The sequence below is a fragment of the Bacteroides sp. PHL 2737 genome, assembly GCF_004115325.2.
In the GTDB taxonomy this organism is placed as follows: Bacteria; Bacteroidota; Bacteroidia; order Bacteroidales; family Bacteroidaceae; genus Bacteroides; species Bacteroides hominis.
Genome location: NZ_CP040630.1, coordinates 1,132,592 through 1,153,812, shown reverse-complemented (window position 1 = coordinate 1,153,812; position 21,221 = coordinate 1,132,592). Strand labels below are relative to the sequence as shown.

20 protein-coding genes and 1 pseudogene are annotated in these 21,221 nt (G+C 49.3%); 20 read left to right on the top strand and 1 reads right to left on the bottom strand.

All coding sequences use genetic code 11. The annotated features are described in order from the left end of the window. The first annotated feature begins 42 nt into the window (after nt 1–42). Both polA and DBK98_RS04920 read left to right on the top strand, forming a co-directional pair. Nucleotides 43–2,850, top strand: coding sequence for a DNA polymerase I (gene polA, locus DBK98_RS04925; RefSeq protein ID WP_022011642.1), 2,808 nt, complete (start codon nt 43–45; stop codon nt 2,848–2,850). A gap of 269 nt (nt 2,851–3,119) precedes the next feature. Then, nucleotides 3,120–3,515 carry a DUF3836 domain-containing protein gene (locus DBK98_RS04920; RefSeq protein WP_005779642.1) on the top strand — a complete coding sequence of 132 codons (396 nt, stop codon included), beginning with the start codon at nt 3,120–3,122 and terminating at the stop codon, nt 3,513–3,515. Between the two features lie 373 nt (nt 3,516–3,888). Here DBK98_RS04920 and DBK98_RS23145 read toward each other — a convergent pair. Next, a pseudogene (locus tag DBK98_RS23145) lies at nt 3,889–4,008 on the bottom strand (DNA-binding response regulator); the annotation flags it as partial. A gap of 218 nt (nt 4,009–4,226) precedes the next feature. Between DBK98_RS23145 and DBK98_RS04915 the strand changes: the two are divergent. The 18 genes from DBK98_RS04915 to DBK98_RS04830 all read left to right on the top strand — a co-directional run bounded on the left by DBK98_RS04915 (nt 4,227) and on the right by DBK98_RS04830 (nt 21,169). Continuing rightward, the gene (locus DBK98_RS04915) at nt 4,227–5,357 is read left to right on the top strand and encodes a site-specific integrase (protein WP_007569236.1); all 1,131 of its coding nucleotides are present in this window, start codon (nt 4,227–4,229) and stop codon (nt 5,355–5,357) included. A gap of 257 nt (nt 5,358–5,614) precedes the next feature. Then, complete coding sequence (locus DBK98_RS04910; protein WP_044301893.1) at nt 5,615–6,259, top strand: hypothetical protein; 645 nt, start codon at nt 5,615–5,617, stop codon at nt 6,257–6,259. A gap of 198 nt (nt 6,260–6,457) precedes the next feature. Further along, entirely contained in the window at nt 6,458–6,832 is a 375-nt protein-coding gene (locus DBK98_RS04905) for a helix-turn-helix domain-containing protein (RefSeq protein ID WP_004294465.1), read from the top strand. Beyond that, a complete protein-coding gene (locus DBK98_RS04900; RefSeq protein WP_007569240.1) occupies nt 6,810–7,934 on the top strand; it encodes an AAA family ATPase in 1,125 nt (374 codons plus the stop codon). Before DBK98_RS04905 ends, DBK98_RS04900 begins: the two co-directional genes overlap by 23 nt. Before the next feature lie 81 nt (nt 7,935–8,015). Then, nucleotides 8,016–8,903 carry a toprim domain-containing protein gene (locus tag DBK98_RS04895; RefSeq protein WP_007569241.1) on the top strand — a complete coding sequence of 296 codons (888 nt, stop codon included), beginning with the start codon at nt 8,016–8,018 and terminating at the stop codon, nt 8,901–8,903. Nucleotides 8,904–9,144: 241 nt separating this feature from the next. Beyond that, complete coding sequence (locus tag DBK98_RS04890) at nt 9,145–9,594, top strand: hypothetical protein (protein ID WP_007569247.1); 450 nt, start codon at nt 9,145–9,147, stop codon at nt 9,592–9,594. A 1-nt stretch (nt 9,595) separates the two neighbouring features. Beyond that, nucleotides 9,596–9,922 (top strand): DUF4134 domain-containing protein, encoded by a 327-nt coding sequence (locus DBK98_RS04885; RefSeq protein WP_004289321.1) that lies wholly within the window; start codon nt 9,596–9,598, stop codon nt 9,920–9,922. Between the two features lie 74 nt (nt 9,923–9,996). Continuing rightward, nucleotides 9,997–10,362: a DUF4134 domain-containing protein gene (locus DBK98_RS04880; protein WP_007569248.1), complete on the top strand. Its 366-nt coding sequence runs from the start codon at nt 9,997–9,999 to the stop codon at nt 10,360–10,362. A 12-nt stretch (nt 10,363–10,374) separates the two neighbouring features. Next, nucleotides 10,375–10,671 carry a DUF4133 domain-containing protein gene (locus DBK98_RS04875; RefSeq protein WP_007569249.1) on the top strand — a complete coding sequence of 99 codons (297 nt, stop codon included), beginning with the start codon at nt 10,375–10,377 and terminating at the stop codon, nt 10,669–10,671. A 106-nt stretch (nt 10,672–10,777) separates the two neighbouring features. Beyond that, entirely contained in the window at nt 10,778–13,483 is a 2,706-nt protein-coding gene (locus tag DBK98_RS04870; RefSeq protein ID WP_080783882.1) for a helicase HerA domain-containing protein, read from the top strand. 24 nt (nt 13,484–13,507) lie between these two features. Further along, a complete protein-coding gene (locus tag DBK98_RS04865) occupies nt 13,508–13,918 on the top strand; it encodes a DNA-directed RNA polymerase subunit alpha C-terminal domain-containing protein (protein WP_007569251.1) in 411 nt (136 codons plus the stop codon). Nucleotides 13,919–13,951: 33 nt separating this feature from the next. After that, the gene (locus DBK98_RS04860) at nt 13,952–16,507 is read left to right on the top strand and encodes a hypothetical protein (protein WP_032587840.1); all 2,556 of its coding nucleotides are present in this window, start codon (nt 13,952–13,954) and stop codon (nt 16,505–16,507) included. Next, on the top strand, nt 16,504–17,226 hold the full coding sequence (locus tag DBK98_RS04855; RefSeq protein WP_007569256.1) for a hypothetical protein: 723 nt from the start codon (nt 16,504–16,506) through the stop codon (nt 17,224–17,226). The genes DBK98_RS04860 and DBK98_RS04855 overlap by 4 nt, the downstream gene beginning before the upstream one ends. 155 nt (nt 17,227–17,381) lie before the next feature. Further along, nucleotides 17,382–18,140, top strand: coding sequence for a site-specific DNA-methyltransferase (locus DBK98_RS04850; protein ID WP_007569258.1), 759 nt, complete (start codon nt 17,382–17,384; stop codon nt 18,138–18,140). A gap of 75 nt (nt 18,141–18,215) precedes the next feature. Further along, nucleotides 18,216–18,983 carry a DUF5045 domain-containing protein gene (locus DBK98_RS04845; protein ID WP_007569261.1) on the top strand — a complete coding sequence of 256 codons (768 nt, stop codon included), beginning with the start codon at nt 18,216–18,218 and terminating at the stop codon, nt 18,981–18,983. A 13-nt stretch (nt 18,984–18,996) separates the two neighbouring features. Then, nucleotides 18,997–20,130, top strand: a complete 1,134-nt coding sequence (locus DBK98_RS04840) for a membrane protein (RefSeq protein WP_008655099.1) — start codon at nt 18,997–18,999, stop codon at nt 20,128–20,130. 27 nt (nt 20,131–20,157) lie between these two features. Further along, a complete protein-coding gene (traK, locus tag DBK98_RS04835) occupies nt 20,158–20,772 on the top strand; it encodes a conjugative transposon protein TraK (RefSeq protein WP_007569263.1) in 615 nt (204 codons plus the stop codon). Between the two features lie 13 nt (nt 20,773–20,785). Beyond that, nucleotides 20,786–21,169 carry a hypothetical protein gene (locus tag DBK98_RS04830; RefSeq protein WP_007569264.1) on the top strand — a complete coding sequence of 128 codons (384 nt, stop codon included), beginning with the start codon at nt 20,786–20,788 and terminating at the stop codon, nt 21,167–21,169. Nucleotides 21,170–21,221: the final 52 nt, after the last annotated feature.

Sequence of the window (21,221 nt, the reverse complement as noted above, 5' to 3'; positions counted from 1 at the left end):
ACGGTATTTTTTTGTACTTTTACCATGAAAAAACTGAAAAATATGAATCAAAACAGCAAACTGTTCCTCTTAGATGCTTATGCTCTTATATATCGGGCGTACTATGCGTTCATAAAAAATCCCCGCATTAATTCCAAGGGATTTAATACATCGGCCATACTGGGATTCGTTAACACTCTGGAAGAAGTATTGAAGAAAGAGAACCCCACTCACATCGGAGTTGCATTCGACCCATCAGGCCCCACGTTCCGCCACGAAGCTTTTGAGCAATACAAAGCCCAACGCGAAGAAACTCCGGAAGCAATCCGCCTTTCCGTACCTATTATAAAAGATATCATCAGAGCTTACCGAATTCCCATCCTCGAAGTGTCGGGATACGAAGCAGATGACGTAATCGGGACTTTGGCAACAGAAGCCGGGAAACAGGGTATCACCACTTACATGATGACTCCCGACAAAGATTATGGTCAACTGGTAACAGATCATGTATTCATGTATCGCCCCAAATATGGAGATAAGGAATTTGAGGTAATGGGGATAGAACAAGTAAAAGCTAAATTCGATATCCAATCTCCGGCACAGGTTATCGATATGCTCGGACTGATGGGTGACTCCTCCGATAATATTCCGGGATGCCCGGGAGTAGGAGAAAAAACAGCTCAGAAATTAATTGCTGAGTTTGGCAGCATTGAAAATCTCCTTGAACATACCGATCAGTTGAAGGGAGCATTGAAGACAAAAGTTGAAACGAACCGGGAAATGATCATTTTCTCAAAGTTCCTGGCAACAATTAAAATAGATGTACCGATCCAACTCGACATGAATTCACTTGTCCGCGAACAAGCAGACGAAGAAGCACTCCGCAAAATCTTTGAGGAGCTGGAATTTCGTACATTGATGGAACGGATATTCAAAAAAGAATCATCACCGTCCCCCTCTCCTGCCGGACCACTGTTTAGTCAAGAAAATAGTCCCATTCAAGGTAATCTATTCGAAGAATTTACGCCCGACACTCCAACTGAAGAGAAAAAATCAAATCTGGAAAGCTTAAATTCATTAACCTACGACTATCAACTCATTGATACTGAATCAAAAAGACAGGAAATAATTAAAAAATTGCTGACATCAGAAATTCTTGCGTTAGATACGGAAACAACCGGAACAGATCCGATGGATGCAGAGTTGGTCGGAATGAGCTTTAGTATCGCCGAAAATCAGGCATTTTATATTCCGGTACCAGCGGGACGAGAAGAAGCGACTAAAATCGTTCAGGAATTTGAATCTGTTTTCAAAAACGATAAGTCACTCAAGGTTGGACAAAACATAAAGTATGATATGCTCGTTCTTCAGAACTATGGCATTGAAATCCGAGGCAGACTCTTTGATACCATGGTGGCACATTATGTACTCCAACCGGAGCTTCGGCATAACATGGACTATCTGGCAGAAATTTACCTGCATTATCAGACGATCCATATTGAAGAGTTAATTGGGCCGAGAGGAAAAGGACAAAAAAACATGCGCGACCTCTCTCCCAAAGATGTTTATCTGTATGCCTGTGAAGATGCAGATGTCACGCTTAAGCTAAAAAATATCCTGGAACAGGAATTAAAGAAGAATGATGCTGAGAAATTATTTTATGAAATAGAAATGCCTCTTGTTCCCGTTCTTGTCAATATCGAAAGCAACGGAGTCCGTTTAGATACGGAAGCATTGAAACAATCGTCAGAGCACTTCACCACAAGATTACAGAGTATCGAAAAAGAGATCTATAACCTCGCCGGAGAAGAATTCAACATTGCATCCCCCAAACAGGTAGGAGAAATACTGTTCGATAAATTGAAAATAGTAGAAAAAGCTAAAAAAACAAAGACCGGACAGTACGTCACCTCAGAAGAGGTCTTAGAAAGCTTACGCAACAAACATGATGTTATCGGTAAAATACTGGAATACCGAGGGCTAAAGAAACTATTAAGCACTTACATCGATGCTCTTCCACAACTGATCAATCCAAGAACAGGCCGCATACATACCTCATTCAATCAAACTGTTACTGCAACAGGAAGACTAAGTTCCAGTAACCCTAATCTGCAAAACATTCCGATCCGGGACGAAGATGGCAAAGAAATCCGTAAAGCCTTTATTCCCGATGACGGTTGCAGCTTCTTTTCCGCCGACTATTCACAGATTGAATTACGTATAATGGCGCACTTGAGCGAAGATAAAAACATGATTGATGCTTTTCTCAGCGGCTATGATATTCATGCTGCTACAGCGGCTAAGATCTATAAAGTAGATATAAAGGAGGTAACTGCAGACATGCGGCGTAAAGCCAAGACTGCCAACTTCGGCATCATTTATGGTATTTCCGTTTTCGGTTTGGCCGAACGTATGAATGTAGACCGCAAAGAAGCCAAAGAACTGATAGACGGTTATTTTGAAACTTATCCGCAAGTAAAAGCCTACATGGACAAAAGTATTCAAGTGGCGCGTGAACACGGCTATGTTGAAACCATTTTCCATCGCAAACGCTTCCTGCCGGATATCAACTCACGCAATGCGGTAGTGCGGGGATATGCAGAACGCAATGCAATCAATGCTCCGATACAGGGAAGTGCAGCGGACATAATCAAAGTTGCTATGGCCCGTATTTATGAACGTTTTAAAGCTGAAGGCTTGAAAGCTAAAATGATTTTGCAAGTACACGATGAACTGAACTTCAGTGTACCGGTAAAAGAAAAAGAGATAGTAGAGCAAGTGGTTATTGAAGAAATGGAGAAAGCCTATCGTATGCATGTCCCTTTAAAAGCAGATTGCGGATGGGGTACAAACTGGCTGCAAGCACATTGATAACAATCATTAACCATTCATTCAGAAAGCTACTTAAAAAGCATCTAAAAATACTTACTGTTTATATAAATATCCGGCAAACTACCTGCCGGATATCTTTTTTCTATTAAATGAATCAAAAAGTAATCTCAACCGGAAGCCAACAATTGACAATATGATAAAAAACTTCGGGTTTTATGCATTTATATCCGTTTTATATGTAACTTTGTCGCCGTTAAAACCAACTAACATTGGAAATTTGACAATTCAAAGACTTAAAAACAGATATCATGAAAACAACAGGATTTTTAAAAACAGCAGTATTATCAGCAGTTCTTTTAGTAAGCAGCATTACAGTTTGTGCACGGAACTATGATAACAATCTTATTTATAACTCTGAAGAAGAAAACGGCATGCTTGTAGGACAAACCGTTTATAAAATGGAAGGTTCTTCTTTGGCCAATTACATGAAATACAACTATAAATACGATACCAATAAACGTATGATTGAAAGTCAGACCATGAAATGGAACAGCTATAAAAATAACTGGGAAAATGATCTGCTCGTTCGCTATACATACGAAGGCAAAACTGTTACTACAAACTATTATAAATGGAATAACCGGAAACAAGAATTTATACTGGCTCCGGAAATGACTGTTACAATGGATAACCCTAATCTATAATTCTCCAATACTTTACTCTCTTAAAGATCTAACACAATACATACTCTGAAAAGACCGTTGCAGTAGCTTCGGTCTTTTTTTTGTGTCACGTGAAACATAAAAGAGTAAATCAAAGAAATGACCTTTAAAAGTACCCCGACAAAATAGCCGGAGTTTTTTCACAAAAAGCTCCGGCTTTACCCAACCAGTTAACTATCAAGAGAATTGTTTAATTGTTTAATACTGTTCATCTCAGTATTTTTTAAGAGTAATCGTACCTCACAAAGATACAAGCAAAGAGAGAGTACAACAACTCCTCTTTATCTAAAAATAGGATATATGGTTGCAGACAAGGTATAAATGGCAAAATAAAAGCTTATCTGACAGAAAAACCTTAAATTATACAGAAGCGTTCTTGCAACTCCTTCAAAAATCCCCGTGAAATAACTAAGTCCTCTTTATCACCAAAAGGAGGATAAAGCAGGCACTGCTTACTTTTAATCATTGCCAATAAACAAACAGACATATTAAAGATGAAAATAAAATCCAAATAAGTACAAGTAAATAGGCTTTATATCAGACATTTATAAAGAAATCGTTTCTTTCAGTTGTTTTCGCTATTTTCTGTTAATTAGTTCTTTTTGGGTACATTTTTGTTCCTTGTTTGTTTCTTGATTTCGGTTTTAATTCGTACATTTGCATACGAAAAAGAACGAATGAAAGAATACGATTATGCCACGAATAAAGAAGCCTAAAAAAGTAAAAGAGCCCATCCGTCTTCGGATGAAGGATTTGTCCGATGGCAGCAAAAGTCTGTATCTGGATATATACCGCAATGGCAAGCGGACATATGAGTACCTGAAGCTGTATCTTATCCCGGGAACGGACAACAATACCCGTCGGCAGAATGAAATAACAATGGCCGCTGCGAATGCCATCAAGTCGAAACGCATTATCGAACTGACCAGCGGCGAAGCCGGTATCGTGAACCATACAGATAAGGTTTATCTGCTGGACTGGATGCAAACCTATTTGGAGTACCAAGAGAAACGCGACAAGAAAGGCATCGGTCAAATCAAGGCCGTTACCCATATCCTGAAAGAATATGCAGGGGAAAGGTTTTTGTTGGATCGGGTTGACCTCGCTTTTTGCCAAGGCTATATCGACTACATGCTGACGACCTTCCGCCCTAAAGGAAAGCCGATAGCAGCATCTACACGCAATACCTATTATCAGATATTCAACGGTGCCCTGAACGCTGCCGTCCGGGCTAAACGGTTGTTGAGAAATCCGTTTAATGAAATGGAAAAATCGGAGAAGCCCAAAATGCCGGAGAGCGTGCGGTCCTATATGACCATCGAAGAGGTACGGGCGTTGATTGCCACTCCGGTACAGGATGGGAGGGTTAAAAACGCCTATCTGTTTTCCTGCTTCTGCGGACTGCGTATCAGCGATATTGTCGGCCTGAAATGGAAGAATGTCTTTGTCGATAACGGCCAATACCGTCTGGCGGTGGCTATGCAGAAGACCAAAGAACCGATTTACCTGCCACTCTCCAACGAGGCGTTGAAGTGGATGCCGGAGCGTGAGGACAAGGCGGCGGATGACCATGTGTTCAGCTTGCCTTCAAACATCAACCAGTATCTCAAGCCGTGGGCCGAAGCGGCCGGAATCACCAAGCGTTTTACTTTTCACACGGCCCGGCACACATTCGCGACCATGATGCTGACGCTCGGTGCGGATCTCTATACCGTATCGAAGCTGCTTGGTCATACCTCCGTGAGAATGACACAGGTGTACGCCAAAATCATCAACCAGAAAAAAGACGAAGCAGTCAATTTGGTCAACGGGCTATTCGACTGATGTAGTTATACATGTCAAATTCAATTTACAGGTAAATATTTCCGGCTTTTCTCCGACTTTTCAAATAGTCGAAGTAATGCCACTATTATAATAAGTATAAACCCATAAAAACAATTCGACATGAAAGGACAAAACAACAGGTCCTCTCTTTTTTTGAAGGGAGACCACATCTGCACCACTTCGCTACGGAACAGGATGTAGCGGAAGAATTTTACGAATTGCTCTCCGAAGCGAGGGAGCTTTATCTTCAAGACGTCATGGCAGGCGGCAAACGGTATGGCCGCTATGTGGATGACTTTATAAACAGTCACCGGTACATCGACTGCAACAGTGCGGTTTGCAGGAATTGCCATGAAATGAACATCCATATCATCAGAGGGCTGTTGATCGATTGCACAAGTCTCGTCAAAAGCCTCTTTACCGCAGAAACATTTTCTTTCGAGGAGTGCATGGCCTTGAAACGAAAGTACGACATTGCCGGAGTATGGTTCGGCTCTTCACGTATAGAAGATTCCAGAAACGATCCACCTCTCTCCTTCGGTTGTAATTTTTCCCGTGAACAGATGACAGGTATTGTGGCTTGCGCCAACGCTTATCATCTGTTTTGCGTTTCCACACTCCGCATCGAGGACATGGAAGCGCTTTTTGCCTGCAAGAAGGGCTTCTGCATACGTGTGAACAATATCCGCCATGTGGCGGTCCTGTTCGACGCGTTGCTCGAAAACACCTTCATCCTGCCTCACTGGCAGTCGGTTCTCGACAAGGGGCGGTTCCTGTTGTCCAAAGACGGCACAAGATACGTTACCGCTTCAAGCCTCTCGTCCGCCCTGTCTGCGGCGAGGAACAACATTACATCGGCAAACCTCGGCATACGAAAAGCCGTCAGCCGACTGAAAATATAACACGAAGTGCCAAAAAGCCAAGTATGTGAAAGATAAAACAGTGACAATTGCCGTGATACGTGCATAGTATCACGCCGGTATTTCCGGCTGTCCGGTTCACATCACATAACTTTGACCTCCGTTAGCGCGCTGCATAACGGAGGTAACTCTCCATTGTCTAATTTTAACATGTATTTTATGCAAAACAGAACAACATTCATGGAGCGGTTGAGCGAACGGCTGACCGCCATAGAAGCGGTTCTCAAGAAGTTGGAACCGGTGGAAGGTCTGTTGGAGCGTGTGGCTTTGCTGGAAAATACCATTTACACGACCAAGAAGGTCTTCACTTTTCAAGAGGCGTGCATGTATATCGGCGTGTCCGAAAGTATGTTGTACAAACTCACATCGAACAAGGAAATCCCGCACTACAAGCCTCGCGGCAAGATGCTCTACTTTGCGAAGGAAGAGCTGGACGCGTGGCTCTTGCAAAACTACGAACCTACGGTGGACGATGCCATGCGTATGGCGACGGAAGTGTCCGCAACCCAACCGTTCTTTAACCAGAAGCGCTATGGAAAACGAAAAAAGAACTGACCGTAACTCGTGGGCGGAGCTGGACGAGAACCGCCTGTCGGATATCCTCACGGCATCGCAAATAAAGGCCACGGACACCTACGAGACTCCGCCCCAGATTATATGGATTGACAACTCCACCATAGCGACGCTCGGTAATTTCAGCGCTTCGACGGGTAAGGCGAAGGCGAAAAAGACGTTCAACGTCTCGGCCATCGTCGCCGCGTCGCTGGCGGGCCGGCAGGTCTTGAACTATCGGGCGCACCTGCCCGAAGGCAAACGCAGGATTCTGTACGTGGACACTGAACAGAGCCGTTTCCATTGCCACAACGTGTTGGAACGCATTCTCCGCCTGGCGGGGCTGCCCACCACGACGGACAACGAGAATCTCGATTTCATTTGCCTGCGGGAATACACTCCTGCCGTCCGTATCGGGGTTATCGACTATGCCCTGCGTCAGAACAAGGGGTATGGGCTGGTCATCATAGACGGCATCCGCGACCTGATGCTCGACATCAACAGCACCAGCGAATCGGTGGAGGTCATCAACAAGATGATGGAGTGGTCGTCGAAATACGACCTGCACATCCATTGTGTGCTACACCTGAACAAGGGCGACAACAATGTGCGCGGGCATATCGGTACGGAAATGAGCAATAAGGCGGAAACGGTGCTGGTCATCACCAAAAGTGCGGAGAATCCCGTTATCAGTGAAGTTCATGCGCTGCATATCCGCGAGAAGGAGTTCAAACCGTTCGCCTTTTCCGTTGATGACGAAGGGTTGCCGGTCATGGTGGATAACTATTCGTTTGACGGCAGTGTAAGACCGAAAGCCCGGAGCAGCTTCATGGATTTGTCCATCGAACAGCACCGGGAGGCACTTTCCGCCGCTTTCGGGGACAGGCCCATCAAAGGTTTCGAGAACGTGCTGCAGGCCCTCATGGCTTCCTATGAGGCTATCGGGTTCAAACGGGGACGCAGCGTCATGATAAAACTGCTGCAATACCTGACGGAAAACCTGAAGCTGATCGTCAAACGGGACAAGCTCTTTTATTACGATGTGACCCCGACCGAAGCCCTGCTTTTCGACGAAGAATGCGAGGAAGCGGAAGGTGAAAAATAATTTAGTTTACTTTGGTCCGGGTATATATAGGAGAAAAACCAAAGTAAACTGTTTTTTGAAAACAAGTGAAAAGAAAATGACATGACCATAGCGGAAGCAAAACAACTGCGTATCGTGGACTATCTCGCCAGTCTCGGCTACCATCCCCAGAGTGTGATATCAAAACAATACTGGTATCTGTCACCGCTGCGCGATGAACGCACTCCGTCGTTCAAGGTCAACGACCGGCTCAACGAATGGTATGACTTTGGCGCAGCGACGGGCGGCGACCTTGTGGAACTGGGCAAATACCTGTACCGGACGAACAGCGTGAGCGAAGTGCTTGCCTGTATCGGGAGACATGAAAATGCTGCCCCGATACAAAGAGTGCGGATTCCGGGGACAACACCCCGTCCCGTCGAAGCTGACATGAAGGACGTGCTCGTCGTGCCGTTGCAGCACCATGCGCTACTCTCGTACCTTCATTCCCGTGGAATCGACGGGGACATCGGCCGCATGTTCTGCCGGGAGGTCCATTATGAATTACGTAAACGGCGCTACTTCGCTCTTGCCTTCGGCAACGCGGCGGGCGGGTACGAGGTGCGCAATCCTTATTATAAGGGCTGTATCCGGTGTAAGGACATCTCTGTCATCAGGCAATCTCATGGTGAAACACAGAACCGTGTTTGCGTGTTCGAGGGCTTCATGGATTTTCTCTCTTACCTGACGCTGAAACAGGCGGGTGATGATACGGTCTGCATCGACGCACCTTGTGATTACCTCGTGATGAACTCGGTGAACAACCTGAAAAAAGCATTGGAACACTTGCAGGTGTACGAGGAAATCCACTGTTATCTCGACAATGATCTCGCAGGGCAGAAAACGGAAGAGACCATCGCCGGCATGTATGGCGGGCGTGTACGCAACGAAGCACCCCGTTATCGCGAATACAAGGACCTGAACGATTACCTACGCGGAAAGAAACGGTAAGGCATCATCGTTACCCTTTCCCTTGAAAGCTCTCCTCCCGGAGGGCTTTTTTTATGCCCGATTTTTCTGCTTCGATACCTCAAAGTATGAAATTAAAGTTCAATTTTAGTGTTTCAAACTTATTTCTATGTAATAAAATACTGTTTGATATAAAGAGTTTTTGTTACATCAAATATAATATTTTTCTTTGCAACCGTACTTTCAAAGTTCAATTAAAGTTTAATTTCATACTTAAAAACAGATGGGTTCATACTTTATATTCGCCCTTGTACTGACGGTGCTGTACATCGTCTATTTCGCGGTCAATATCATCCGTGACCTGTATGGAAAGAAGGGAACGGAGAAGACTGACGAGGAAGTTTTCGACCTCGGTCCGATGGATTCCACGGAAGAGAGTGTCGAGGTTTCGGAGAACGAGACCGGGTTCAAAATCGGAAATGAAACATACGGCACGGAGACTGTACCTGCCGCTTCGCCTGCCGCCCAAAACGGCGACACCGGGAAAAAAGATGGAACAGCCAAGGATCGGCTCGAACGGCTGAAAGCCAAGGCAGAGGCACAGATGGAAAAGGTCGCACCCTACCTGTCCGACGGCTTTACCGACGAAGAGATGTATAAGGCAATGATTTCCAAAGGACGCTTGGACAACCGTCCCAGCCTGAAATGGAGACCGGTCAAAGATAAGCTGTAAGATGTCGAAAACGAAGAAGATACTATGTGCGCTTTGTTCCATCATCCCCTGTTCGGCTCTGGCGAAAAGTGGCAGCGTGAATTACAGTTGGGGGGCGGATGCGCTGGCGACGATGCACGACTACGTGGTAACGATGATGTTCTACGTCCAAGCTCTCTGTTGTGCCATCGCCGGGATTTGTGTGATTGTGTCCGGATTCCAGATTTACGTAAAGATGAACACGGGCGAGGACGGTATTACCAAGTCCGTCGTAACGCTTGTGGGCGCGTGCCTGTTCCTGATCGGTGCCTTCCTTGTCTTTCCTGCCTTTTTCGGCTATCGCATATAGAAACGGGATGCAGGAATGAGGTGCCGCCATAACGATTCGAAAGAACTGCAATACTTACCCTAAAATAAATAATCATGTTTCAAAAAACAAAAAGACAAATGAAAAGAATGTTTTCTGCTAAAAAGGTACAGATGCTCACACTGATGTTGCTGTGTGGCACGACGGCCGTCATGGCCCAAAACTCCGCAGGCGATTACTCCGCCGGTACGACCGCACTGGCGACCGTGACGGAGGAAATCGCCAAGTACGTCCCCGTCATGGTCAAACTGTGTTACGCCATTGCCGGTGTAGTGGCTATCGTAGGCGCTATCTCGGTGTACATCGCCATGAACAACGAGGAACAGGACGTGAAGAAAAAGATTATGATGATCGTTGGCGCATGTATTTTCTTAATCGCTGCCGCACAAGCACTTCCGATGTTCTTCGGTATCGGCGCATAACCCTCCCGCACGATGAAAGGCAAGGACGAACGCTATCCCGACTACCCGCTGTTCAAGGGCCTGCAACGGCCTTTGGAGTTCATGGGTATTCAGGGACGCTACATCTACTGGGCGGCGGGCGTTGCCGGCGGAGCCATCGTCGGATTTATCATCGCCTACTGCCTCGTGGGTTTCGTGGCCGGACTGGTCGTGCTGGTTGCGGTCGTCTCGACGGGTATTGCGCTTATCATGCTCAAACAGCGGAAAGGGCTGCATACCAAGAAAGACGGTCGCGGAGTGTATATCTACGCCCACTCGAAGAAACTGTGAGAAGAAAAGAAAAACCATCACGGGCAACGTGTGGTCTTGTTGAATGTTGAACGCGGGCCGGCCGCCTGAAATCCGGGTGGACCGGCCTTTTTTATTGTATTTTGAAATGACCTTGTACATCATTCTACTTTTTATCGCCTTGTGTGCCGGCATGGCCCTGTCGGTCTATGCGTTCGGTACCGGAGGCAAGCGTAAGCGTATCTTTCAGGACATCTATTTTTCTGTGGAAGATACGAACGGCGTGGGCGTGCTGTACACCAAGACGGGCGAATATTCAGCCATCCTGAAAATAGAGAATCCCGTGCAGAAATACTGTGCGAACATCGACAGCTACTACGAGTTCACGCACCTTTTCACCGCCCTCGCGCAGACGCTCGGCGAAGGATATGCCCTGCACAAACAGGACATCTTCATCCGGAAACAGTTCGAGAACGAGACGGGGGACAAACACGAGTTCCTCTCATCGGCCTACTTCCGTTACTTCAAGGGGCGTAACTATACGGACAGCGTGTGTTACCTGACCATCACGCAGGAGGCGAAGAAGAGCCGCCTGTTCTCGTTCGACAACAAGAAGTGGCGCGACTTTCTGGTCAAGATACGCAAAGTGCATGACCAGCTGCACGATGCCGGGGTACAGGCCAGGTTCCTGAACAAAGCCGAAGCGAGCGAATACGTGGACCGCTATTTCGCCATGAACTTCAAGGAGCGGATCGTGTCGATGACCAACTTCAAGGCGGACGACGAAACGGTCTCGATGGGCGACAAACGCTGCAAGGTATATAGCCTTGTCGATGTGGACTGTGCCGCACTGCCCTCACTGATACGGCCTTACACCAATATAGAGGTCAATAACACGGATATGCCCGTGGACCTGCTGGCTGCCATCGACAACATTCCGAATGCGGAGACGGTCGTCTATAACCAGATTGTCTTCCTGCCCAACCAGAAAAGGGAACTGGCCCTGCTGGACAAAAAGAAGAACCGGCACGCCAGTATTCCCAATCCGAGCAACCAGATGGCCGTGGAGGACATCAAGCGGGTGCAGGAGGTCATCGCGCGGGAAAGCAAGCAGCTCGTGTACACCCATTTCAACCTGATCGTCGCCGTACCGGCCGATACGGACCTGCAAAAATGCACGAACCACTTGGAGAATGCTTTCGGACGTATGGGTATCCATATTTCCAAAAGGGCGTACAACCAACTGGAACTGTTCGTGAACTCGTTTCCGGGTAACTGTTACGGCATGAACGAGGACTATGACCGCTTCCTGACGCTGGGTGACGCGGCGATGTGTCTGATGTATAAGGAGCACATACAGCACAGCGAGGAGACACCGCTGAAAATCTACTACACAGACCGCCAAGGCGTGCCGGTGGCTATCGACATCACGGGAAAGGAGGGGAAAAACAAGCTGACGGACAACTCGAACTTTTTCTGTCTCGGTCCTTCGGGCAGCGGCAAGAGCTTCCACATGAACTCTGTCGTGCGCCAGTTGTACGAGCAAGGAACGGACGTGGTGATGGTCGATACGGGTAACAGCTACGAGGGACTTTGCGAATACCTCGGCGGCAAGTACATTTCCTATACCGAGGAAAGACCGATTACGATGAACCCATTCCGCATCAATCGGGCGGAAATGAATGTGGAGAAGACGGGCTTCCTGAAAAACCTCGTGCTGCTCATCTGGAAAGGCTCGCAGGGTACGGTCACAAAGACAGAGGACCGCCTGATAGAACAGGTCATCACGGAGTATTACGACACTTATTTCAATGGGTTCGACGGCTTCACACCCCTGCAACGGGAGGATTTGCGTAAGGGGCTGCTCATCGACGACCGTAACCATGCCGAGAAGCAGGACGAGGACGAAGGAGAGCGGACCGGGCGTATCGAGCGCATGATCGACGAGATGGAACGCCGCCGTAAGGAGTTGAAAGTGGAAGAGCTGTCGTTCAACTCGTTCTATGAATTTTCCGTGCAGCGCATCCCCGACATCTGTGCCGAAAACCATATTTCGGGCATCGACATATCGACGTACCGTTACATGATGAAGGACTTCTATCGGGGCGGCAATCATGAAAAGACGCTGAACGAGAACATGGACAGTTCATTGTTCGATGAGACGTTCATCGTCTTCGAAATTGACAGTATAAAGGATGATCCTCTCCTGTTCCCTCTTGTCACACTGATTATCATGGATGTATTCTTACAGAAGATGCGTATCAAGAAGAACCGCAAAGTCCTGGTCATAGAGGAAGCGTGGAAGGCCATTGCCAGCCCGCTCATGGCCGAATACATCAAGTTTATGTACAAGACGGCCCGTAAGTTCTGGGCCTCGGTCGGCGTGGTGACGCAGGAGATACAGGACATCATCGGCAGCCCTATCGTCAAGGAAGCCATCATCAACAACTCCGACGTGGTGATGCTGCTTGACCAGAGCAAGTTCCGCGAGCGGTTCGATGAAATCAAGGCTATTCTCGGACTTACCGACGTGGACTGCAAAAAGATATTCACCATCAACCGGCTGGAAAACAAGGAAGGGCGCAGCTTCTTCCGAGAGGTGTTCATCCGCCGGGGGACGACCAGCGGCGTGTACGGCGTGGAAGAACCAAGAGAGTGTTACATGACCTACACCACCGAGCGGGCGGAGAAAGAAGCCCTGAAACTCTACAAGCGGGAATTGCGGTGCAGCCATCAGGAAGCTATCGAGGCGTACTGTCGGGATTGGAACGCCAGCGGTATCGGAAAATCCCTGCCGTTCGCCCAAAAGGTCAACGAGGCCGGGCGGATATTGAACCTTCATGTAAAACAATAACAATCAAATCATCAATTACAGAAAATGGAAAAGATAGACATCAGCCAAAGTGTGAAGACACTTGAGTTCGGGAGCAAATATGAAGCCCGTATCCAACGGATATTCCGTGAGTTCGACATCAAAACCATCCGGGATTTGTGCCAATGGCCCGGAAAGGACTTGGTAAGGGTACGCGACATGGGAAGAAAAAGCATCGAGGAAATAGAGGATGTTCTGGAAAGGTACAATCTCCGGTTGGGAATGCCCGGTAAGGAACTGGACGAATACGCCGGTATCGGAAATTCCGTGCAGGACGAGGAAGAAGAGGCGAAGTGGGAACAACGCAGGTACGAGATAGCCAAGGAGGTATTCATACACCACCGTCTGGTGGCAAATTCCGCCGTATATGAGGCCGACGAACTGATACGTGCACTAAGAGGCATGACGCGCCGTTGACGGGGGCTGTTTTTAACCGGGGAGGAATCCATGATGAAACGGCTGTCACTTATCCTTATGCTCCTGTCGCTCGTTGTCGTACAGCACATCCACGCGCAGTATTACAGCGTGAACTACGATGCGCGTACCGTGGCGGCAATGGCTACCGCTTTCGGTACGGAAGCCGTGGCGGAAAGCTATTACCGGGAGCAGGTCGATGACATACTCAAGCACTACAATGCGGCGGAAGTGGCCACGGCGGGGATTTTTGCCTCCAAGTTCTTGGAGCATAAAGCCTTTTCCGACCTCGGTATCTGGAACAGCAGTACGGAGAACTACTACTACCGCCGCATTTACCGCATGGTCTCGGAGAAGATCATACCCAAGATATGGGTGGTGGCGAAACTGATGCTCCGCTCACCGCAAACGGCTATCTACTGGGGCAGCTACCTGATGAAAATCTGCGACGAAACGAAAAGCCTGTGTATGCAGTTCGAGAGTGTAGTGACGAACAGCACGTTGGGCTTTTCGGACATCGTGTTTCTGGAAATCAACCGGAACATCGCCCCTCTGTTGAAACTCTCGGAGATAGGCGACATCGACTGGCAGCACATGCTGGACGACATCGCCAGCGTGCCGGGCAATTTCACCAAGGAGAACCTGCAACACGACATCGACAACCTCTACAACATGGGTGTCGGTCTCGCCTCGGCAGGTATCGGGAACATTGGTGACGCCCTGTTGCAAACCAGTTCGTTCCATGAGCTGATGGGCGGCAGGGTCAGCAAGGTCATCGACCTGTATGACCATTACGGTGCGCTCTTCGAGCAGGCGGAGCATGACCTCGGCGGCCTGCTGATTGACATGGTGGGCGGTGAGGACAACGTGGCGGGACTGTTCGATTTCAGCAACTACGACCTTACCTCCTGGATGACGGACTATCTGGACGAGACGGCGGGAAACTACTACACGCAACGGTGGTATATCGCCCGGCGTGAGCAAGGGAGTATCGCCTTGTGCGACTACTACCCGCCGACGGACGATAACAGCATACTGAACGGCGGCGAATGGACGCGTTTCGAGACAACCGATCCCGACTTTTATCCCAATGCCTCGCAACGGGAGCAGGCGCTCGCCAATTCGGAACGGTACGCCGGTTGGTCGAGAAGCCGGGTACAGCAGCTCAACAACCAGAATGACGGCTATACCTATAGTATCAACTACTGGCAGAACGGCTATATCATCAGCCGGGGCGGCAAACAGACGAAGAAGGCATACGCCTACGAAATCCATGTGAAGAAAAGCTGGAACCGGGAAGAGGTCGTCTATGAAGAGGTGTTCGATTCCTACTCGATGGACCTGAACACGTTCAAAGCCGGGCTTAACGCCCGACTCTCGGAGTTCAACGACAACGAGGAAGGTTATACCTATTATATAGCTTCTGACGCGCGGAACTATTATCAGGCGACGGACGCCGCGAAATTGCAAGGCTGCGAGAGCGTGACCATCAGTGTAACCTGTTCGGACGGGGCTACGCTCGGTCAGGGCACGACGCAGTACAAGTGCCGAACGTGCGGCAAATCCCTGAACGCCCATTCAAAGGAGTGTGCCATGCAGACCACGGTTACGGAGAACGAACTGGACTTGTCCGAGCTGGACGCCATGCTGCAGGAGGCAGAGAATCAGGTAGCCGCCATCCAGTCGCAAATCAACGCGTTGGAGAGCGAGAATGCCGACCTGCTGAAAAAAATCGCCGAGGCAAGCGTGGAAGATGCGGCGGTGTACCGGCAGCAGTACAACGCGAACAAGACACAGATAGACCGCCTGAAAAGCGAGCTGTCCGAATGGCAGAAGAAACAACGGGAATACACCGACGCGAAAACCGAGGCGGCGGGCGATAACGATGTGGCAACAGACGACTATTACCGCATACCGGCCATCATGCAGGACTGCAAGACGGCTTACAGCCTGTCGTGGCAGGACGGCGGGGCGTGGAACGGCTACACCTATGTCCGTAAGGCGACCATGCCGAACATCAACGGGGTCATCACGTTCAAGGCGACGGTCTCGATAGCCCGCAAACCGAAATATTTCCTCGGTATCAAGATACACCGTGCCATCGTGCAGATCAGTTGGGAACTGACCACGGAATACACCGACACGTATGTGGCCGACGTGCTGACGCTCGACCCTAACCTGTCGGACGCGGAGAAAACGAAACTGGTGAACGACCGTATTGCGGAGATTGCACGAGAGCATCCTTCGTGCAAGATCACGACGGAATATGCCCGTACCCCACCATTGGAAGAGACTCCGACCGGGGAGGTGTACCATCTGCTGTGGTCAAGCGACCGGCTCGAAATCGCACGGGAAGTGGATTCCCGGATTACGATGATATATGCCGACCTCGTGTCACTGGAGAAGATGATGCACTACAAACGGAGCATCATCGACGTGCTGAAGGACGTGCTGCCCGAATTGGATATGGACGAGGGACGCAGGCTGACGCTCGTGGAGGAATGCCACGAACGCTGGGTGGAGAATGCGCGGAACCTGCGGAGCGGAAACGGCAGGAACGGCAAAGGCAGCGGAAAGGAGGTGCGGCCATGAAACGTGCCCTGCTGATGGCAGTCGTGCTGCTGGCTCTCCTGCCCGGCATTGCCAAGGCGCAATGGACGTTCGACATCGTGTCGGTAGAAGCCTACATCAACGACCACAAGAAGCAACGCAGCCTGCTGCTGGCCCGCAGTACGCTGGAATACAGCAACAAGCTGCTGCACGAGTACAGCCGCAAAGAGGTCGGCGAGTACAAGGAACTGAATGTGGACTTGGACCGCTACACCCGTGCCTTCGACGTCATCGACGTGATGTACCAGTCCTTGCGGACGGTGCTGAACGTGAAAAGCACCTATACGGCGGTCAGCGACCGTATCGGCGATTACAAGAGACTGCTGGAGGACTTCAACGATAGAATCGTGAAACGGGGGCGCATCGACCCCGGCGATGCCGTGATACTGGCCATCAACGAAAAGGCAATACGGGACATCGCCGATGACGGGAAACAGCTTTACAAATCGGTCAGTGACCTCGTGCTGTATGCCACAGGGGCGGCAGAATGTTCGACCTCCGACCTGCTGATGGTGCTGGAAGCGGTGAACACGTCGCTGGACGACATCGAGCGGCACCTGAACCGGGCGTATATCGAGACGTGGCGGTACATACAGGTGCGCATCGGTTACTGGAAAGCGAAGATTTACCGTCCCAAGGTCAAGGAGATTATCGACGGGGCTTTCGGACGATGGCGCAAAGCGGGACGGCTGGATTATTAACGAACGATAAAAGGGAAAGAAGGCAAACTATCTACAGGTTAGAGTTTGACTTCCATGCCATCGACATCGGGAAATAAAAACAGAGAAAGAATTTTTAGTACAAACAAGCCTATTGGGATTATACCAAGGGATAAAAAGACATTCAGATTGATGCAATGGAAAAGATTGTTTTTGCAAAAGACATTACGTTATATAAGGCCGATTGTCTTGAAGTGATGCCTTTTCTTCCGGAATCAAGCATTGATTTGGTTTTATGCGATCCCCCTTTTGGAATTACAGCTTCACAGTGGGATAAAATAATACCATTCCCGGAAATGTGGAAAGAGATCAGGAGAGTCAGGAAAGAAAATGCACCTACGGTCTTATTTGGCAGCGAACCGTTCAGCAGCTTTCTACGCTGCGGCAATTTAGATGAATTTAAATATGACTGGGTTTGGGAAAAGTCAAAAGCAAGCAATTTTCTTCTCGCTAAAAAACAACCTCTAAAAGCACATGAGCTAATAAGTGTCTTTGGCAAAGGCAGAACCCCTTATTATCCAATCATGGAGGAAGGCGAGCCTTACGGGAACCGCACGAAGAGAGGAAGCAATTGGACAGGGATAAACAATGTACCCAATCCTACATTCAGGCATGAAAACAAAGGGACAAGATATCCACGAAGTGTGATATACTTCAAAACAGCGGAATCGGAAGGCAAAACGATTCATGTCAACCAAAAGCCGATTGCATTATTGGAGTATCTGATAAAAACATACACAAAGGAAGGAGATACTGTCCTTGATTTTGCTTCGGGGAGCATGAGCACCGCAATTGCCTGTATCTATACGAATAGAAAATGTATTTGCATTGAAAAAGACGAGACATATTTCTCGCAAGGAGAGAAACGAGTCAGGAATGAATACCAATATTTATGACAGTAAAGGAAGCTCAAAAAAAGTATGACTATACGATATAAATAACTGTAAAATAATGAATAACCGGAAATTAATATGAACAGAACTCTCTTACTCATGGCGGTTGCAGCAGTTGCAACGAGCGGTGTCAAGGCGCAGTCGGTTACTTACAACCATGACTCGCCGAAACAGAACCAGATTACGGTTATGGAAACCGGTACGGGCGCTCTGTCGCCCGAACTTTATTACACGCTGCTGCACAACAAGTACAAGAAGTCGGCGGCAAGCAAGAACAAACTGTCGTTCCGCACGCTGGCGGGTGTGAACCTGTACAACCAGACAGACGAGGCGGAAGCCATCGACTCGGCACTGGTCAAGCGGGCCGAAATCGAGGCACTGAATGTAGCCGACCGGCAGATTGACCTCGCGTGGCTGGCCGAGGGCGATAAGATAAACGCTCAAATGGAACGGCTTCAGCGCAACATCGACCGCATCCCCCTTGCCGGGGGCACAACGGACGACAGGGAGCGGTGGACGGAATACTACCACGTCTACCAGTGCGCCATTGACGCTACGAAGGACGCCTACATGCCCAACGCACAACGGAAGAAAGAGTACCTGCGAATCTACGAGGACGTGGTACGGCAGAACGAGATTCTGGTCGGCTACCTTGCCCGAAGACAGAACGCCACGGTTGCGAACGGGCTGCTGAATGCAACCGCCGACCGGAGACTGGACAAGGGCGGTATCGTCCGCGAGGCGATGGGCCGGTGGAACGAATCGCGTTCCGCCGTGCGAGGGGCGCAATCGGGCGGCGAAACTGATACGGGAGACGGAGACGAGACGGTAAACAGAAAGAACTAAAAACACACAACGTATGGCAGACGGAAATATTCTTTCGGATTTCGGTATCGACCTCTTGGAAGAGGAAATCGACGACGTGATTTTTCAGACCAACGAGTTTCTGACCGATGCGACCTTTACCGGCTCGCAAGGTCCCTTCTGGTGGATTCTTCAAATGTGCATGGCACTGGCCGCCCTATTCGCCATCATCATGGCGGCAGGCATGGCGTACAAAATGATGGTCAAGCACGAGCCTTTGGACGTGATGAAGCTCTTCAGACCGCTGGCCGTGTCGCTTATCCTCTGCTGGTGGTATCCTCCGGCAGACACGGGCATGGCAAACAGCGGGAGCAACTGGTGCTTTTTAGATTTCCTCTCCTATATCCCGAACTGCGTCGGTTCGTACACACATGACCTGTACGAGGCCGAAGCCTCGCAAATCTCGGACAAGTTCGAGGAAGTGCAGGAGTTGATTTACGTGCGCGACACGATGTACACTGCCCTGCAGGCACAGGCCGATGTCGCCCATACGGGTACGTCGGACCCAAACCTTATCGAGGCAACGATGGAACAGACAGGTGTGGACGAGGTAACGAACATGGAGAAGGATGCGGCGAAGCTGTGGTTCACCTCGCTGACTTCGGGGGTAATCGTGGGGATTGACAAAATCATCATGCTGATAGCCCTTGTAGTATTCAGAATCGGTTGGTGGGCTACCATCTATTGTCAGCAAATTCTTTTGGGAATGCTCACCATCTTCGGCCCTATACAGTGGGCGTTCTCGCTCCTGCCCAAATGGGAAGGTGCGTGGGCGAAGTGGCTCACGAGGTATCTGACGGTGCATTTCTACGGGGCGATGCTCTACTTCGTGGGCTTCTACGTGCTGCTGCTGTTCGACATCGTGCTGTGCATACAGGTGGAGAACCTGACGGCAATCACGGCGAGCGAGCAGACGATGGCGGCTTACCTGCAAAACAGCTTCTTCTCCGCCGGCTACCTGATGGCGGCAAGCATCGTGGCCCTGAAATGCCTGAACCTCGTTCCCGACCTTGCGGCATGGATGATACCGGAGGGCGATACGGCGTTCTCGACCCGAAACTTCGGTGAGGGCGTGGCGCAGCAGGCCAAAATGACGGCGACGGGCGCAATGGGTACGGTAATGAGATAACAAAGTAACGATAAATATTCAAACAAAATGGTCATCAAGAATTTAGAGAACAAAATCAAACTGGTCGGAATTATCTGCACCGCCTTTCTCGTGGGGTGCGTCATCATCAGCATGTCGAGTATCTGGACGGCCCGCATGATGGTTACGGACGCTCAAAAGAAGGTGTATGTGCTGGACGGCAACGTGCCCATACTGGTACGCCGCACGACGATGGAGGAAACGCTCGACGTGGAAGCCAAGAGCCATGTAGAGATGTTCCACCACTACTTTTTCACGCTTGCCCCTGACGACAAGTACATCCGCTACACGATGGAGAAAGCGATGTACTTAGTGGACGAAACGGGCTTGGCACAGTACAACACGCTCAAGGAAAAAGGTTTCTACTCGAACATCTTGGGAACGAGCGCCGTCTTTTCGATTTTCTGCGACAGTATCGCCTTCAACAAGGAGAAGATGGAGTTTACCTACTACGGACGGCAGCGTATCGAACGGCGCAGCAATATCCTGATGCGCGAACTGGTTACGGCGGGACAGCTCAAGCGTGTACCCCGGACGGAGAACAACCCGCACGGGCTGCTCATCGTGAACTGGCGCACACTGCTGAACAAGGACATCGAGCAAAAGACGAAAAGCAACTATTAACACCATCAGCCCTATGAATATCAAAGGATTCAGACGTATGCTGTTCGGTGAAAAAATGCCGGACAGGAACGACCCGAAATACAAGGAACGCTACGAGCGTGACATAGATGCCGGACGGCGTTTCGCCAAGGCAACACGCATCGACAAGGCTGCGGCCAAGGTGCAGGGCTTCGCCAACATGCACCGGACGCTGTTTCTCGTCATCGTATTTGGCTTCGCCATCTGCGGGCTGACATGGAATATTTACCGCCTGACGGTGGTGTACCGCCATCATCCGACCCGCCGGACGGCCACGGAGATGCAGGATTCCGTGCTCCGGGAACGGCATAAGATGCTTTCCGTACCGCATGTACGAAGATTCGATACGAAGGAAAGTGGTACGGAAAGGCCGGAATAGAACGGCAGGCTTATGAATATGCCGTTTGAGAGAACTATAAGCAAGTATGTGC